The organism is Prevotella sp. BV3P1 (genome assembly GCF_000479005.1).
Classification (GTDB): Bacteria; Bacteroidota; Bacteroidia; order Bacteroidales; family Bacteroidaceae; genus Prevotella.
This window is the reverse complement of the sequence record NZ_AWXC01000025.1, coordinates 94,384-110,125: the sequence shown is the minus strand read 5'-3', so window position 1 is coordinate 110,125 and position 15,742 is coordinate 94,384. Positions and strand designations below refer to the sequence as shown.

The window sequence follows — 15,742 nt, the reverse complement described above, 5'->3', positions numbered from 1 at the left end:
ATCTTTTTGGATAAAAGAATCGTCTATAAAAAAAATACAATGTATTGGTGACCAATACATTGTATTTTATATTACTGTCGGGGCGACAGGATTCGAACCTGCGACCGCCTGTTCCCAAAACAGGAGCGCTACCGGGCTGCGCTACACCCCGCTTGCAGTTCATTGTTGAATTGCGAGTGCAAAGGTAAGATATATTTTTTTATTCGCAAAATATTTTAAACAATTATTTCATAAAGTGCACACGAACGCATGAATCATAAGGAATTTTGCGCTTGTTAGCGTCATTAATGTGACAATTCTGAGAATGAACGTTCCCGACACATTGTTAGTTAATAGGACTCATACACTCTGCAATCAATCTCTGTAAACGAAAACAGGGAAAGCATGATCTACTTTCCCTGTTATTATTTAGGTGCAAAATTGCTACTTCTTGATGATACCTTGGTCCACAAACACCTTTTTCAACGCCTGAACACCCCGCTCTACTTGCTCTTCAGTATGCGTGGCCATCAACGCAAAACGAACCAATGTGTCTTGCGGCGCACAAGCTGGTGGTATCACTGGGTTGATGAACACACCGTTGTCAAAAGCCAACTTGGTCACCATAAAGGTCTTATCAATATCTCTCACATACAGCGGAATAATCGGACTTTCCGTTTCACCAATCTCAAAACCCTCTTCCTTAAAGCGTTTCAAGGCATAGCGAGTGACCTTCCAAAGATGCTCTATCCGCTCAGGTTCCTCCTGAATGATACGCAGGGCTTCGCGTGCAGCAGCCGTTGCGGCAGGCGTGTCAGACGCACTGAATATATAGGTGCGACAGGTATGGCGCAGATAGTTGATGGTGTCGCTGTCTGATGCGATGAAGCCACCAATGGAAGCCAAACTCTTTGAGAAGGTTCCCATGATGAGGTCAACCTCGTGGGTCAATCCAAAATGATCACAGACGCCACGACCTTGACGGCCAAAGACTCCCAATCCGTGCGCCTCATCAACCATGATGGAACAATTATACTTGCGTTTCAATTCAACAATAGCGGGCAAATTGGCCAAATCTCCTTCCATAGAGAATACTCCATCCACCACTATCAGCTTCACAGCATCGTAAGGAAGCTTTTGCAACAACCGCTCCAAGTCGGCCATGTCGTTGTGTTTATATCGCAGTTGTGTAGCGAACGACAAGCGACGTCCATCCACAATGCTGGCATGGTCACGGTCATCACAGAGGATGTAGTCGTTGCGACCCACCACCATAGCCAACACTCCTTGGTTGACAGAGAACCCCGTAGGGAAACACAGTGTTTCATCTTTTCCCACGAAGGTGGCCAATTCTTTCTCCAATTGTACATGCAGGTCAAGCGTTCCATTGAGGAATCGGCTTCCTGCACAGCCCGACCCATATTTGTCCAAGGCCGCCTTAGCCGCACTGATGACGCGCTCATCCCCTGTCAATCCCGTGTAAGCGTTAGAGCCAAACATCAACACTCGATGCCCGCCCATCTCTACTTCCGTTCCTTGTTTACTGGTTATTTCCCTGAAATATGGATACACGCCAGCATCCATGTATTTCTGAGGATCTCGATAATTCTTGTATCTTTCTTGTAATTGTCCCATTATATTTAAATAGGTGTCCTACCAAAATTGAATAACATAGGCTGCAAAGATATAAAATAAATAACATAAATTGTTCTTTTCGCAACTAAAAACATCAAATTTGAGTTTTTTATTAGATATAAATGGATATATTACTGGAATTGTTGTACATTTGCGAATCATGTTCGCATGAAGGAAAAAGTCTTTTGGAACAACAGCCTTAAAATAACAGACAACGCACAAGATGAAGAAGATAAGATTCATCATGAACCCCATATCGGGAATCAGTAACAAGGACGGCATACCCAAATTGATTGACACAACGCTCGACCATGAGCAGTTTGAGTACGAAATCATCACGACCAATCATGCTGGTCACGCCTCTGAATTGGCTACAGAAGCCAAAGAGTCACATGTAGACATTGTGGTAGCAGTGGGCGGTGACGGCACCATCAATGAGGTGGCGCGCGCCATTGTGCATTCAGACACGGCACTGGGCATCATCCCTTGCGGATCGGGTAATGGTCTGGCGCGCCACATGCTCATTCCCATGAGTATCAAGAAGTCCATCGAAATCATCAACAAATGCATCATCCACGAATTCGACTACGGCATCATCAACGGCTACCCCTTCTTCTGCACCTGCGGCATGGGATTCGATGCCTACGTCAGTCAGAAGTTCGCTGAGTGCGGAAAGCGTGGTCCCATCACTTATGTTCAGAAGGTGTTGGAAGAAGGACTCAAATACAAACCAGAGACTTACGAAATCACCACCGAGAATGGTGTGAGCAAATACAAGGCCTTTCTCATATCTTGCGCCAACGCATCGCAATATGGCAACAACGCTTTCATAGCACCACAGGCATCGATGAGTGACGGACTGATGGATGTAATCATCATGGAACCCTTCGACATCATCGAGGCTCCACAAATCAGCATCGACATGTTCAACAAAACGCTGGATAAAAATTCCAAGATTAAAACTTTCACTTCAAAGAAACTACACATACACCGCAGCAAGCCAGGGGTGATTCACTATGACGGCGATCCCGTGATGACGGGCAGGGACATTGATATCGAACTGGTGGAAAAAGGTATCAAAATCATCATCAACCCCGATGCCGACAGGAGTCAGCGAAAGCCCAATGCCATCCAGAGCGCCGCTGCCGAGCTGTTCAACGAAATCAACGTGGTGCGTGAAGACATCTCCAAACAGACGCGCCACATACAGGCCTTGAGCAGAGTATTGCAGAATAAACTAAAATTCTGATGGCTATATGCGGCCGCTACCACGGTCACATGGTCGTAATGTCATCTATCCAAAACGGCATCAACCCGCAGATTGATGCCGTTTTTGTTTCCAGTAGACAAAGTATGGCATGCGCCTTCTTTCCGTTACAGTCTTTCTTTACAAATAAAAATTGTGCATTAATTTCGCATACCATTCAGACATTTCTCCCGCATCGTCAAACAGTGTCAGCGTCTGTTCATCCAGCTTTTCGGGACGACGCTTCACCCATGCCATCAAACAGCGTTTAGGCGATTTGCGGGCTACCGTCTTTATCAAATGTTTCTTTCGAAGATAAAGTCCCGCAATCACCGCTGTTGCACTGAATTGATCAACCGATTCCACCGGCAACACCACACTCATTTCGCCCCCATTGGTAAGCAGTCGGTAGGCCGATTGACACAATGTTTTATAGGGAAGCGTGTCACTATGCCGAGCCATGGAACGCTTCGCATCCGGACTACGAAGACCTTCTACAAAGTAAGGTGGATTAGAAACAATACTGTCAAATTGTTTTACCGTTTCAAACCGCTGCAAAGCTACCTCCCGAACCCTTACCCTATCGGCAAATGGAGAAGCCTCAACATTGACTTCTGCCTGCCGACAGGCATCATGGTCTATCTCCAGAGCCTCAACAAAGGAAGCAGCATACCGCTGCGCCATCATCAAAGCAATCAGTCCGGTACCCGTCCCGACATCAAGAATGCGCCGACCACCCTTAGCCCAAGCACCCAGCAACACGCCATCCGTGCCCACCTTCATGGCGCACTGGTCTTGCCGGATGGTAAACTGTTTGAACTGAAACCACTCGTTACTCATGCTGCAAATTTACAAAAAAAAGATGAAAAAGAGAAGTTCTCGTGATTGGAAATCATCGTCGAATATTCAACAGCCCACCATTCTTATAACACACTGATTATCAACAATCTGCAGACATATTCCAAACTCATTGACTTTGGCGTCCAAACCCATTGACTTTGATGCCTAATCTCTTTGACTTTGGGCGGCAAACTCAATGCTATTGAAAAGTTCATGTTATGCGCTTGATTTAACACCCTCAAACTCATCATCAAATCAAGATGGTAAGGGCTACCGCTAACGACTTGGCATGATATTTGCCTTTTACCACATATTGTACATGAGTAATATAAAATGTGGCGGCGCAAAGGCCCTCATGTCAATAAAAAGTAGTAACTTTGCACACCGATAACGAAAAGACAAATATGAGTAAAAAGAACAATCCATCTATCCAGATGATTGCCGATTTCGAAGGAGACATCTCAAATCTCTTTCATGTAGAAACAGAAGGCGACGTGCCCATCTTGGCAACACGCAACATGGTGATGTTTCCCGGCGTGCTCTGCCCTATTCTCATTGGTCGCGAAAACAGCCTGAAACTGATTGAAAAAGCCAAGAAAGCCCCCAATACCATATTCGCCATATTCTGCCAAAGAGATGCAGATGTGGAAGAACCGCATCAAAAAGATTTGTACGCATACGGTGTATACGCCCGACTGGTGCGCGTGCTGGAAATGCCGGGACACGGACAGAACGTCACGGCCATCATTCAAGCGATGGGACGCTGCAAGTTGGAAAAGGTCACCAAGACCAAACCTTTCTTGCAGGGATTGACGACCATTGCCCCAGAGGTGCTGCCCGAGCCGAACGATGAGGAATACCAAACGGCCGCAGAGGACTTTCGCAAGCAAACCATCGAGTACATCAAAGAGAACGATGATATCGCCGACGAGGCACAATTTGCCTTGAACAATATTCAGAACAACATTCTGAGCATCAACTACATGTGCACCAACCTGCCCTTCACCAACGAGGACAAGATGAGCATGTTGGAGGCCAACTCGATGAACGAGCGCATCATGATTTCGCTGAAAGTGCTGAACAAGGAGATGCAGCTGCTTGAACTGAAGAAGCAGATTCGCACGAAAACGCGCGAAGATTTGGACGAACAGCAGCGCGAATACTTCCTGCAACAGCAAATCAAGAACATCAAAGAGGAACTGGGCAACGGCGAGGGTTCGCCCGAACGCCGTGATTTGGAAGCGAAAGCCAAGAAGAAAAAATGGACGACCGAGGTGCGGGACACCTTTTACAAAGAGCTGGAGAAGCTGGAGATGTACAATCCACAAAGTCCGGAGTACAGCGTACAGCTGAATTACCTGCAAACCATGGTCAACCTTCCCTGGGGAGAATACACGGCCGACAATCTCAACCTGCAGCGCGCCCAGCGCACTTTGGACCGTGACCACTATGGCATGGAAAAGGTGAAGGAGCGCATTCTGGAATACATGGCCGTGCTGCAATTGCGCGGTAACCTCAAGTCGCCCATCCTGTGTCTGTACGGACCACCGGGCGTGGGCAAGACCAGTCTGGGCAAGAGCATCGCCTCGGCCATGAAACGCAAGTATGTGCGTATCTCGTTAGGAGGCGTTCACGACGAATCGGAGATACGCGGACACCGCCGAACGTATATCGGTGCCATGCCCGGCCGTATCATTAAGAGCTTGCAGAAGGCGGGTTCTTCCAACCCAGTGTTCATCCTCGATGAGATCGACAAGGTGACGCAGAACACCATCAACGGCGACCCTTCCTCGGCATTGCTTGAGGTTTTGGATCCCGAACAGAACAACGCCTTCCACGACAACTACCTGGATGTAGACTATGACTTGTCGCATGTGATGTTCATCGCCACGGCCAACGACCTCAACACCATTCCTCGTCCCTTGCTGGATCGTATGGAGATTATCGAGGTGAGCGGCTACATCACAGAAGAAAAGATTGAGATAGCCAAGCGACATCTGGTGCCAAGGGAACTCAAGAACACCGGACTGGACACCAACGAGCCCAAAATCAAGTTCAACAAGACATCACTGGAGAAGATTATCGAGCAATATACCCGCGAAAGTGGCGTACGACAGCTGGAGAAGCAAGTGAACAAGGCACTGCGGAAGATGGCTTTCAACAAGGCCATGGACGGTGAGCTGACCTACACAGACATCACGCCCGAGAAGCTGGAGTCGCTGCTTGGTAAGCCGCCTTTCTACCGCGACATCTACCAGGGCAACGACTATGCCGGCGTGGTGACGGGCTTGGCTTGGACCAGTGTGGGCGGAGAAATTCTCTTCATCGAAACCTCGCTGAGCAAAGGAAAGGCCGGCAAGCTCACTTTGACGGGCAACCTGGGCGACGTAATGAAAGAGTCGGCCGTGATTGCGCTTGAATATGTCAAGGCGCATGTAGACGCTCTGGGCATCGACTACCGCTTGTTTGAGCAGTGGAACATACACATCCACGTGCCGGAAGGAGCCACACCGAAGGACGGTCCGTCGGCGGGAATCACCATCGCCACATCCATTGCCTCGGCGCTCACACAGCGCAAGGTGCGCAAAAACACGGCCATGACGGGTGAAATCACCCTCCGTGGAAAGGTTCTGCCCGTGGGTGGCATCAAGGAGAAGATACTGGCGGCCAAGCGCGCGGGTATCACCGACATCGTGATGTGCAAGGAGAACAAGAAAGATATTGATGAGATTCCGGAGAAATACCGCAAAGGTGTAGAATTTCACTATGTGGAAAACGTGCAGCAGGTATGGGACTTTGCCCTGACCAACGAGCGCGTGGAGCATCCTGTGGACCTGACTATCCAGGAAGTTCCCGACAAGACCGCCAGCGATCCGCACACCGTTCTGCTGTAAAGAGAGGGTAACATGACATTTGAACTGCAACATACAGACCCATCATCGGATGCACGGGCAGGCCTGATTACCACGGCGCACGGGCAGATTAAGACACCTATCTTCATGCCAGTGGGTACGGCCGGAACGGTAAAAGCGGTGCATTTCAGAGAATTGAAAGAGCAAATCAATGCGCAAATCATTCTGGGCAACACATATCACCTGTACCTTCGACCGGGACTGGACATACTGAAGGCCGCAGGAGGACTACACAAGTTCAATGGCTGGGATCGCCCCATCCTGACCGACTCGGGAGGGTTTCAAGTGTTCTCGCTCACCGGTATCCGCAAACTCCGTGAGGAAGGTTGCGAATTTAGGTCGCACATTGATGGCTCCAAGCATTTCTTTTCGCCCGAAAGCGTGATGGACACCGAGCGCATCATCGGCGCCGACATCATGATGGCGTTTGACGAATGCCCGCCCGGCGACTGTGACTACCAATACGCCAAGACAAGTTTGGCCATGACACACCGCTGGCTGGATCGCTGCATCAAGCGGTTCAACGAGACCCAACCGCTGTATGGTTACGACCAATGTCTGTTTCCCATCGTGCAGGGAGCTGCGTACAAGGATCTTCGGGAGGAATCGGCAAAGTACATTGCCGACAAGGGAGCTGACGGCAACGCTATCGGTGGCCTGGCCGTTGGCGAACCCACGGAGGTGATGTACGAGATGATTGAGGTAGTGAACGCCATTCTGCCCAAAGACAAGCCACGCTACCTCATGGGCGTGGGCACGCCACAGAACATCCTTGAAGGCATCGAGCGAGGCGTCGACATGTTCGACTGCGTGATGCCTACCCGCAACGGACGCAACGCCATGCTGTTTACCTACGAGGGCACCATGAACATGCGCAACAAGAAATGGGAAAACGATTTCACCCCCATTGACCCTAACGGATGCGACACCGACCAGCTTTGTACCAAGGCCTACCTGCACCATTTGTTCAAAGCACAGGAGTATTTGGCACTGCAGATAGCGTCCATCCACAATCTGGCTTTTTATCTTAGGTTGGTGACCGATGCGCGCCAGCACATCCAGCAAGGTGACTTCTGCACATGGAAGCGGGGCATCATCGAGCAGTTAGGACGAAGAATTTAAGACGAGATGAAGAGTTTCAAGACCCGCAGACAACACCGGCGACTGCTCAAGGCAGGCAGATGGATGAGACGGCACTTTGCATGGCTCATCACATGGATGGCATGGCTGGGCGGAAAACTGAGCTTTTTGCGCATTCTGAACCCAAACAAGTACATCCGAAGGATAGACTGGTACATCATCAGGAAATTCATTGGAACGTACATCTACTCTATCGCGCTGATTATTGCCATCGCCATCGTGTTCGACTTCAACGAGAACTTGTCAAAGTTTACCGAATACCATGCGCCGGCAAGAGCCATCATCTTCGACTATTATGCCAACTTCATCCCGTACTACTCCAACCTGTTCAGTCCGCTGTTTGTGTTCATTGCGGTGATCTTCTTCACCTCCAAACTGGCTGGCAACTCGGAGATTATCGCCATGTTGGCATCGGGTATCTCGTTCAAACGACTGATGCGGCCCTACATGCTCTCGTGCGTGCTCATCGCATCACTGTCTTATTACCTCAGTGCTTACGTGATTCCGCACGGCACCGTGATACGGCAGAACTTTGAGAGTCTGTACCGAAACAGCAAGAAACAAACGGCTGCCGACAACGTTCAGCTGCAAGTGGCCAAGGGGGTGATTGCCTACATCCAGCACTACGATGACAAGACCAAGCACGGATATGGCTTCTCACTGGACAAGTTTGAGAACAAGAAGCTGGTGAGCCACATGACGGCGATGGAGATTCAGTACGACACCATCGCCGACTCCAAGTATCACTGGAACGTCACCGGATGGAAGATCAGGCAGCTGAGGGGTCTGCGCGAGCACATCACCAGCGGAGCCGCCCTTGACACCCTCATCCAGATGGAGCCAACAGACTTGGTGTACTCTAAGGGACAGCAAGAGACGTTCACCAGCGCGGAGCTTAAAGACTACATCTCCAAGCAGGTGGACCGCGGATCGGGCAACGTAGTGCAGTATCAAGTGGAGTACCACAAGCGCATCGCCTCATCGTTTGCGTCGTTCATCCTCACCATCATCGGCCTGTCACTGTCGGCCAGGAAACGCAAAGGAGGCATGGGACTGTACCTCGGTCTGGGACTGGCACTGAGCTCTTTGTACATCATGCTGCAAACCGTTTCGGCCACCTTCGCCATCAACGCCAATGCACCTCCCATCTTGGCTGCGTGGATACCGAACATTATTTTTGCCATGGTGGCCTACTTCTGTTATCGCAAGGCACCGAATTGATGAGGGTAAAAGTGAGTGATCGATAACACGACATGAGCCCTTGGCACGGCGAATCTACACAAAGAAAATAACCGTCTTGCATTCACCAAGAATCATGTGAATGACAAAGGACAAATTGAAAATCAGAAAAAATGAAGTTTGAAGAATTAGAATTAAACAATAATGTATTAGACGCATTATACGACATGCGCTTTGACACTTGCACACCCGTACAAGAAAAGTGTATCCCCGAAATACTCAAAGGACGTGACGTGCTGGGTGTGGCACAGACCGGAACCGGAAAGACGGCGGCTTATTTGCTACCCATCATGAGCAAGATAGACAGTGGCAATTACCCAGAAGACGCCATCAACTGCCTCATCATGTCACCAACGCGCGAACTAGCCCAGCAAATAGACCAGGCCATGCAAGGCTTTGGCTATTATCTGCAAGGCGTAAGCAGCGTGGCCGTGTATGGCGGAAACGATGGAAACCGGTACGACCAGGAACTGAAGAGCCTCCGCATGGGTGCCGACGTGGTGATTGCAACGCCGGGTCGCTTCATCAGTCACATGAGTTTGGGCAACGTAGACCTGAGCAAAGTGAGCTTCTTCGTGTTGGATGAGGCCGACCGCATGCTGGACATGGGCTTTTCAGAAGATATCATGACCATTGCCAAGGGCTTGCCGAAAACATGCCAGACCATTATGTTCTCGGCAACAATGCCTGACAAGATTAACGAGCTGGCAAGGACATTGCTTAAAAATCCCGTTGAGGTGAAACTGGCGGTGAGCAAACCAGCCGAGAAAATCAAACAGACCGCATACGTATGTCACGAGACTCAGAAGCTGGGCATCATCAAGAATATCTTCAAACAAGGTGACTTGAAGCGCGTGATCATCTTCTGTGGAGCCAAACAAAAGGTGAAGCAAGTGAGCCAAGCGCTGCAACGCATGAAAATCAACTGTGGCGAGATGCACTCCGACTTGGACCAGGCTCAGCGCGACGAGGTGATGTTTCAATTCAAGAGTGGACAGATTGACGTGCTTGTAGCCACGGATATTTTGTCAAGAGGCATTGACATCGACGACATTGCCATGGTCATCAATTACGACGTACCTCACGACGCGGAAGACTATGTGCACCGCATTGGCCGTACAGCTCGTGCAGACCGTGACGGAGCAGCTATCACGCTGGTTAGCAAAGACGACATCTACTACTTCCAACAGATAGAAAAGTTCCTTGAAAAAGAGGTGGAAAAGGTTGAACTGCCTAAAGAACTGGGCGAGGCACCTGAGTATACAGCCGATGGAAAACCACAGCGCAAACGCGCCTCAGCGAAATCGGTTCGCAGGAAAGACCGTGACCAAACGGCTCACAAGCACAAGCCGCGCCGCAATAAAAACGAGCAACGCCCCAAGGAGGTGGATGCCAAAAGTGAGCAAACAAACGAAAAGCAAGCGCAAGAACGCAGTAAGACGTCAGAAAACCAGCCAGCAAAAAATCGCCAAAAGAGCAACAAGCGCAACAACAATAGTCGTAAACAGCAAAACAACACTGACGGAGCTGGAACACAACGCAACAAGCAACGCAATGACAAACGACAAGCGAGCGACAACAAAACAGGCGACAAACAGGTGCAATCGCAAGCCAATACGAAGAATAAGCGTCGCAGAAAACCAAACAACAACCGTAATACGCAGCGCGAAGACTCACACGAAGGAAGAAGAAAGTTTGAGCCGGCAAAGACCGAGAACAAACCCGAGAGCGGCCTGTCTGCCATCATCAGGAAACCACTGAAATGGCTCAAGTCGCTCGGAAAGAAATAACCGAATGGATGACACCCAAGAGATTCCATCCCTCAAACCATCTATTGTGACGAAGAACAGAGGATGATGAAGATGAGAGGAAAATGTATCAAGCAGACATTCTCCTCTCATTGTTTATCATCATTGATGGAAAAGGATTCGTTAGCTAACTTGTGTTCACCGCGCATTCCGCGTTATCGGAAACGTTTTGTTCAACTTTCTAAGTTGGTCGTCGCGCCAATGAGGCGACAAGCATTCGTTGGTTTGCAACATGTAGAGTAATCAAACCGAATATGTTAAATATATTGATTGAACAAAACTATTCACTTTATTATTTGTTTTAAACACTTAATTTACTTATATTTGCACAATAAAAAATAATACTATTAATATACCAAGGAAAAACAAAAGATTTTATTATATATTAAAACCAAGATAACTATATATATTAATAATATAACATTAATATATAAATATTTTTATTATCTTGAACAACTATTGCTAACGAATAAACAGTTAAAATTTAATCCTTAAATCAGATTATTAAAAATGAAAACAAACATTCTATTAAAAAACAAGAGATTACTTTCAGTAGGTATCATTTTGCTACTTGCAAGTACACTCACATCTTGCGCATCACCAGATCCTTCAAACAACAAGAATGACAGAAACATTAGTTTCAAAACCAAGCCATTTGAACGCGAAAAGAACGTATTTCACCATGCTGTACCTCAGCACATGGTCCTTATATATAGTGGTGGCGCTCATCGGCCTTTCCTATGGGATGCTGAACATTTTGACCCTTACCTGGCCGGCAAGGTTGATGGCAAAGAAAAGTGGCTATTCGATGGATTTTTATTTTTAGAAATATTGGACGGCCATGGGCGTGGATTTGCTTCCGGGTATCAGAAAAAAGCAGCGAGGAAAGAAGAATGGGAGAAGTTGTTGAGTGGCTATTTTAAGAAAGGTAATGCCATTGCGGCGTTGAACGAACAGGCAAAGGCAGTCAAAAAACGAATAGGAGCAAGCAAGGCAGGAAAACGGAAAGTAGTGTTGGTCATTCCAGAACCCATCCCTAACCAAACTGATTGGGGTGAGATTAATGGTAAGAAAATGGTCTTCACGGACCAAAACGATCGTTTGTCTGCGTGCAAGTGGTACATTGATCGCGCAGAGCAGTTGTTTAGGGACAGCCACTTAACCGAATTGGAATTGGTTGGGTTTTATTGGCTAGCTGAGGAGGCAACCAATACACGCCACCTGGTGAATCAAGTATCTGAATACCTTGACAAAAAAGGATATGACTTTTATTGGATACCTTACTTTTATGCTGATGGGTATAATGAATGGCAACACCTGGGATTCAACGTACCCTATTATCAGCCAAACTATTTCTTCGACGAAAAACACCCTTACAGTAGGTTACAAGAAACTTGTGACAGAGCGGCCAAATACGGCATGAACCTTGAAGTGGAGTTTGATGATAGAGCGTTGGCTTCCCAAAACAATTGGGGCTATCGTTTAAGAGACTATCTGGATGTATTTGAGAAAAATGGTGCGTTTAATTCTTTGAAAATCGCCTACTATCAAGGGAATGACACCTTTTACAAATTAGCCAAGTCGGATCAGCCAGCAGACCAAACGCTATATAAGCGACTGGTGAAACTCATTGCAAAGTAATTATCGATATCATGGCACAAGAGAATAGCATGTCTTGAGGATAATCGATTAAGAAAAGTGAAAATATCTTTGTACCTTATTTATATTTTATATTAGATACACTTAAATTTATTATCTATGGAAACAAACCGAACCTTCTTTTTGAAAAAAAGCGCCATGCACATGTTACGTGCACTGAGTTGCTTCTTGTTTCTGCTCTGTAGTATAGAAGCATCGGCCCAAACAACGGTCAGAGGTGTGGTAACCGACGCAAACGGCGAGTACCTCATCGGGGTCCAAGTACAGGAGAAAGGAGCGAAACAAGGTGTAAGTACAGATGCAAACGGAAAATTCAACATTGCTGTGTCCAATCGAAATGCTGTACTGACATTTCGCTATGTGGGATACAAAAACCATTCGGTAACTCTTAATGGCAAAACGAATGTTAACGTGATGCTTGAAGAGGATGCCAAAGCATTGGACGAAGTAGTTGTTGTAGGCTATGGTTCTCAGAAGAAACAACACGTGACAGGGTCTGTTGCACAAGTGAATGCGGATGAGATCTTAAAGGCACCATCAGGCAATGTATCAAGCATGCTTGTTGGACGAATGCCAGGGTTGGTGGCTACACAAAAGTCGGGACAACCTGGTGCAGATGGGTCCAACTTGCTAATTCGTGGCGTAAGCACACTGGGCACTGCAGCACCAATGGTCATTGTAGACGATGTTCAGCGAAGCTTTAACAATCTTGACCCAAACGAAATTGAAAGTATTACCATCCTGAAAGACGCATCTTCCGCAGCTGTCTACGGTATGCAAGCAGCTGGTGGCGTAATTCTCGTGAAAACCAAACGTGGCTCCATACAACGCCCTCGGATTACATATTCAGGGAAATTATTATACAGCCAGAACACCAATTACCCTAAATTCCTGAACGGTCCAGACTTTATCAAATGGTTTAACAAAGCACTTGAGATGGATGGCAAAGAACCTTTGTTCACAGAAGAGGTGTACAACAAGGTCTTGAATGGAGATCCGGAAGGCAAATACGCCAATACCGATTGGTTCTCTGAATTAATGAAGAACGGTGCCACCACAACCCATCACAACATATCCGTGAATGGTGGTAACGAGACAGCCAAGTATTTTGTTTCACTGGGCTACTTCGACCAAGGCGGCATCGTAGACAAGTTTTCTTTCAAAAGATATAACCTACGCTCTAATTTGGACATCTCATTAGGCATGGGATTCAAGTTAGGACTAGATTTAGGGGCTCGCCAAGAGCGGCGTAACTCAGGATTCTTCTCTATGACGAACCAGTCCTGGAATAACCCCATCAGTTTGGCTCAACGTATGATGCCTATTGTTCCTACGACTTATAAAGGCATGCCTACCGCAGCGAACATTAATTCAAGTGCCAAATATAATCCCATCGCTTTCAACAACCAAACAGGATACGACAATTCTGTCATGAACGCTCTTACGACGACGGCGACATTATCGTGGGACGTACCTTTTGTAAAAGGGTTGAATTTGAAGCTGAAAGCTTCTTACGACAAAGATTACACGACGTCTAAGTCGTGGGCTGAAATTGTTGAGCTGAACAGCTATGATCCTTTCACAGAGAAATATAGTGTCATTATCTGTGATCACGGAATAAACAAAGACGATGTGGCACGATTGCGTAACAGATCTTCGCAGGAGAGTCGACTAACATTACAGCCCTCCATCAGTTACCACCGCAGCTTTGATAAACATGATATTTCTGGCTTGTTACTGTATGAGCAGTCTTCTTATGAAACTGAAACATTCGGTGCGGGCGTACAAGGTTTTGACTTGACATCACTACATGAATTAAGTCTCGGTAAAGACATCATAGAGAAAAAAAAGGACAAGGCCATCTACGGTGGAAGTTATATCTTTAACCGAGCTGGATTTGTTGGCCGTATCAACTATGCATATAACGGCAAATACCTGCTTGAATTAGCTGCACGCTACGACGGATCTGTTCGCTTCCCAAAAGAAAACAGATGGGGCTTCTTCCCAGCAGCATCTTTTGGATGGAGAATGTCAGAGGAGTCATTCTTCGAACCGCTCAAGGGCTTTGTTGAGAACTTGAAGATTAGAGGCTCTGTAGGAGTGCTTGGTAATGACCGAATTGGTGACTTTAAGTACTTGAATCTCATGGTCCCAACTCCGCCTACGCTCTACGTTGGCGATAGAGAGTACATCTCTATTTACTCGAAAGGTAACGTAAACCGAAACATTACATGGGAGAAAACGGGAACCTACAATATTGGTTTCGACCTGTTGTTGAACAAGGGAATTTTTGGAATGGAATTTGACTATTTCTATAAACTTACAAACGATATTTTGATTTCCAGTGGTGGCATCTATCCTCCTTCATTGGGAGGCAACTTCCCCAGCATAATTAATGGTGGCAAAGTGAGCAACAGAGGCTTTGAGCTTGTGTTGACTCATCAAAACAACATTGATCAATTCCACTATAACCTCAGAGGTAATGTGAGTTGGTCAAGAAACAAAATTTTGCGAATGAACGAAAGCCCTAATCTTCCAGACTATCAAAGACGCACGGGAAGAAAAATGGGTGAGAAAATGGGATTTATCACTGAGGGTTTGTATCAAAATGAAGAGGATATCATCAACTCGCCTACACTGAGTCACTTAGGCAAAGGCCAAATCCGTCCTGGCGACATTCAATATAGAGACTTAAATCATGACGGGAAAATAAATAAGCTTCAGGACTATACGTTCATTGGTAACAGCAATCTCCCTGAACTGTTTTACGGTTTGAGCATTGGAGCGTCCTGGAAAGGATTCGACTTCTCCATGTTGTTCCAAGGAGCAGCCATTACAGATGTTTTCTTGAGCGGAGTATATGAAAATGGACACGTTGACGCTACTATTTTCACCCGACCATTCCACGGTTTGGGTAACTCACCCTATTTCTTGATTGAAAATAGTTGGACGCCAGAAAATCGTAATGCCGAATTTACCCGTTTGTCTACCAATGCTGCCGAAATGGGCAACTGCAACGGATGGGCTTCTGACTGGTGGATAAGAAATGGCAGTTATCTTCGACTGAAGAATATCCAATTAGGATATACGCTGAAAAACAGTTTCATTCACCGAATCGGCTTAGACAATATTCGTCTTACGCTCACAGGAGGAAACCTGTTTACATGGTCAGAATTGACGAAATACAACATTGACCCAGAGACTCCTGAAATAACCAATGGTTATTATCCCCAACAGCGTACATACGAGTTTGGCATCAATTTCACATTCTAATATATTATTCC

General features: G+C 46.9%; 9 protein-coding genes and 1 tRNA gene. 7 read left to right on the top strand and 3 right to left on the bottom strand.

What is annotated here, in order from left to right:
* Positions 1-77 precede the first annotated feature (77 nt).
* Positions 78-151 (bottom strand) — tRNA-Pro (locus HMPREF1254_RS05120).
* A 272-nt stretch (positions 152-423) separates the two neighbouring features.
* Positions 424-1,614, bottom strand: coding sequence for a serine palmitoyltransferase (gene spt / locus HMPREF1254_RS05115; protein WP_023057529.1), 1,191 nt, complete (start codon positions 1,612-1,614; stop codon positions 424-426).
* Positions 1,615-1,837: 223 nt separating this feature from the next.
* Here spt and HMPREF1254_RS05110 point away from each other — a divergent pair, with 223 nt between their 5' ends.
* On the top strand, positions 1,838-2,863 hold the full coding sequence (locus tag HMPREF1254_RS05110; protein ID WP_023057515.1) for a diacylglycerol/lipid kinase family protein: 1,026 nt from the start codon (positions 1,838-1,840) through the stop codon (positions 2,861-2,863).
* A 138-nt stretch (positions 2,864-3,001) separates the two neighbouring features.
* Here HMPREF1254_RS05110 and HMPREF1254_RS05105 read toward each other — a convergent pair whose 3' ends face one another.
* The gene (locus HMPREF1254_RS05105; protein ID WP_023057600.1) at positions 3,002-3,700 is read right to left on the bottom strand and encodes a tRNA1(Val) (adenine(37)-N6)-methyltransferase; all 699 of its coding nucleotides are present in this window, start codon (positions 3,698-3,700) and stop codon (positions 3,002-3,004) included.
* A gap of 404 nt (positions 3,701-4,104) precedes the next feature.
* Here HMPREF1254_RS05105 and lon point away from each other — a divergent pair, with 404 nt between their 5' ends.
* From lon to HMPREF1254_RS05075, 6 genes are all read left to right on the top strand, one after another.
* Positions 4,105-6,594: an endopeptidase La gene (lon, locus tag HMPREF1254_RS05100; RefSeq protein ID WP_023057588.1), complete on the top strand. Its 2,490-nt coding sequence runs from the start codon at positions 4,105-4,107 to the stop codon at positions 6,592-6,594.
* 12 nt (positions 6,595-6,606) lie between these two features.
* Positions 6,607-7,734 carry a tRNA guanosine(34) transglycosylase Tgt gene (tgt, locus tag HMPREF1254_RS05095; RefSeq protein ID WP_023057510.1) on the top strand — a complete coding sequence of 376 codons (1,128 nt, stop codon included), beginning with the start codon at positions 6,607-6,609 and terminating at the stop codon, positions 7,732-7,734.
* A gap of 6 nt (positions 7,735-7,740) precedes the next feature.
* Positions 7,741-8,973 (top strand): LptF/LptG family permease, encoded by a 1,233-nt coding sequence (locus tag HMPREF1254_RS05090; protein WP_023057587.1) that lies wholly within the window; start codon positions 7,741-7,743, stop codon positions 8,971-8,973.
* A 131-nt stretch (positions 8,974-9,104) separates the two neighbouring features.
* Entirely contained in the window at positions 9,105-10,781 is a 1,677-nt protein-coding gene (locus HMPREF1254_RS05085; RefSeq protein ID WP_023057560.1) for a DEAD/DEAH box helicase, read from the top strand.
* A gap of 717 nt (positions 10,782-11,498) precedes the next feature.
* Positions 11,499-12,440: a DUF4855 domain-containing protein gene (locus tag HMPREF1254_RS05080; protein WP_231385806.1), complete on the top strand. Its 942-nt coding sequence runs from the start codon at positions 11,499-11,501 to the stop codon at positions 12,438-12,440.
* Between the two features lie 162 nt (positions 12,441-12,602).
* Positions 12,603-15,731, top strand: coding sequence for a SusC/RagA family TonB-linked outer membrane protein (locus tag HMPREF1254_RS05075; RefSeq protein WP_231385805.1), 3,129 nt, complete (start codon positions 12,603-12,605; stop codon positions 15,729-15,731).
* Positions 15,732-15,742 lie beyond the last annotated feature (11 nt).

Excerpts from the sequence above, each read along its gene's own strand:
- spt (WP_023057529.1), bottom strand. The coding sequence starts at position 1,614 with ATGGGACAATTACAAGAAAGATACAAGAATTATCGAGATCCTCAGAAA.
- lon (WP_023057588.1), top strand. The coding sequence starts at position 4,105 with ATGAGTAAAAAGAACAATCCATCTATCCAGATGATTGCCGATTTCGAA.
- HMPREF1254_RS05110 (WP_023057515.1), top strand. The coding sequence starts at position 1,838 with ATGAAGAAGATAAGATTCATCATGAACCCCATATCGGGAATCAGTAAC.
- HMPREF1254_RS05105 (WP_023057600.1), bottom strand. The coding sequence starts at position 3,700 with ATGAGTAACGAGTGGTTTCAGTTCAAACAGTTTACCATCCGGCAAGAC.
- HMPREF1254_RS05080 (WP_231385806.1), top strand. The coding sequence starts at position 11,499 with ATGGTCCTTATATATAGTGGTGGCGCTCATCGGCCTTTCCTATGGGAT.
- HMPREF1254_RS05090 (WP_023057587.1), top strand. The coding sequence starts at position 7,741 with ATGAAGAGTTTCAAGACCCGCAGACAACACCGGCGACTGCTCAAGGCA.
- tgt (WP_023057510.1), top strand. The coding sequence starts at position 6,607 with ATGACATTTGAACTGCAACATACAGACCCATCATCGGATGCACGGGCA.
- HMPREF1254_RS05075 (WP_231385805.1), top strand. The coding sequence starts at position 12,603 with ATGTTACGTGCACTGAGTTGCTTCTTGTTTCTGCTCTGTAGTATAGAA.
- HMPREF1254_RS05085 (WP_023057560.1), top strand. The coding sequence starts at position 9,105 with ATGAAGTTTGAAGAATTAGAATTAAACAATAATGTATTAGACGCATTA.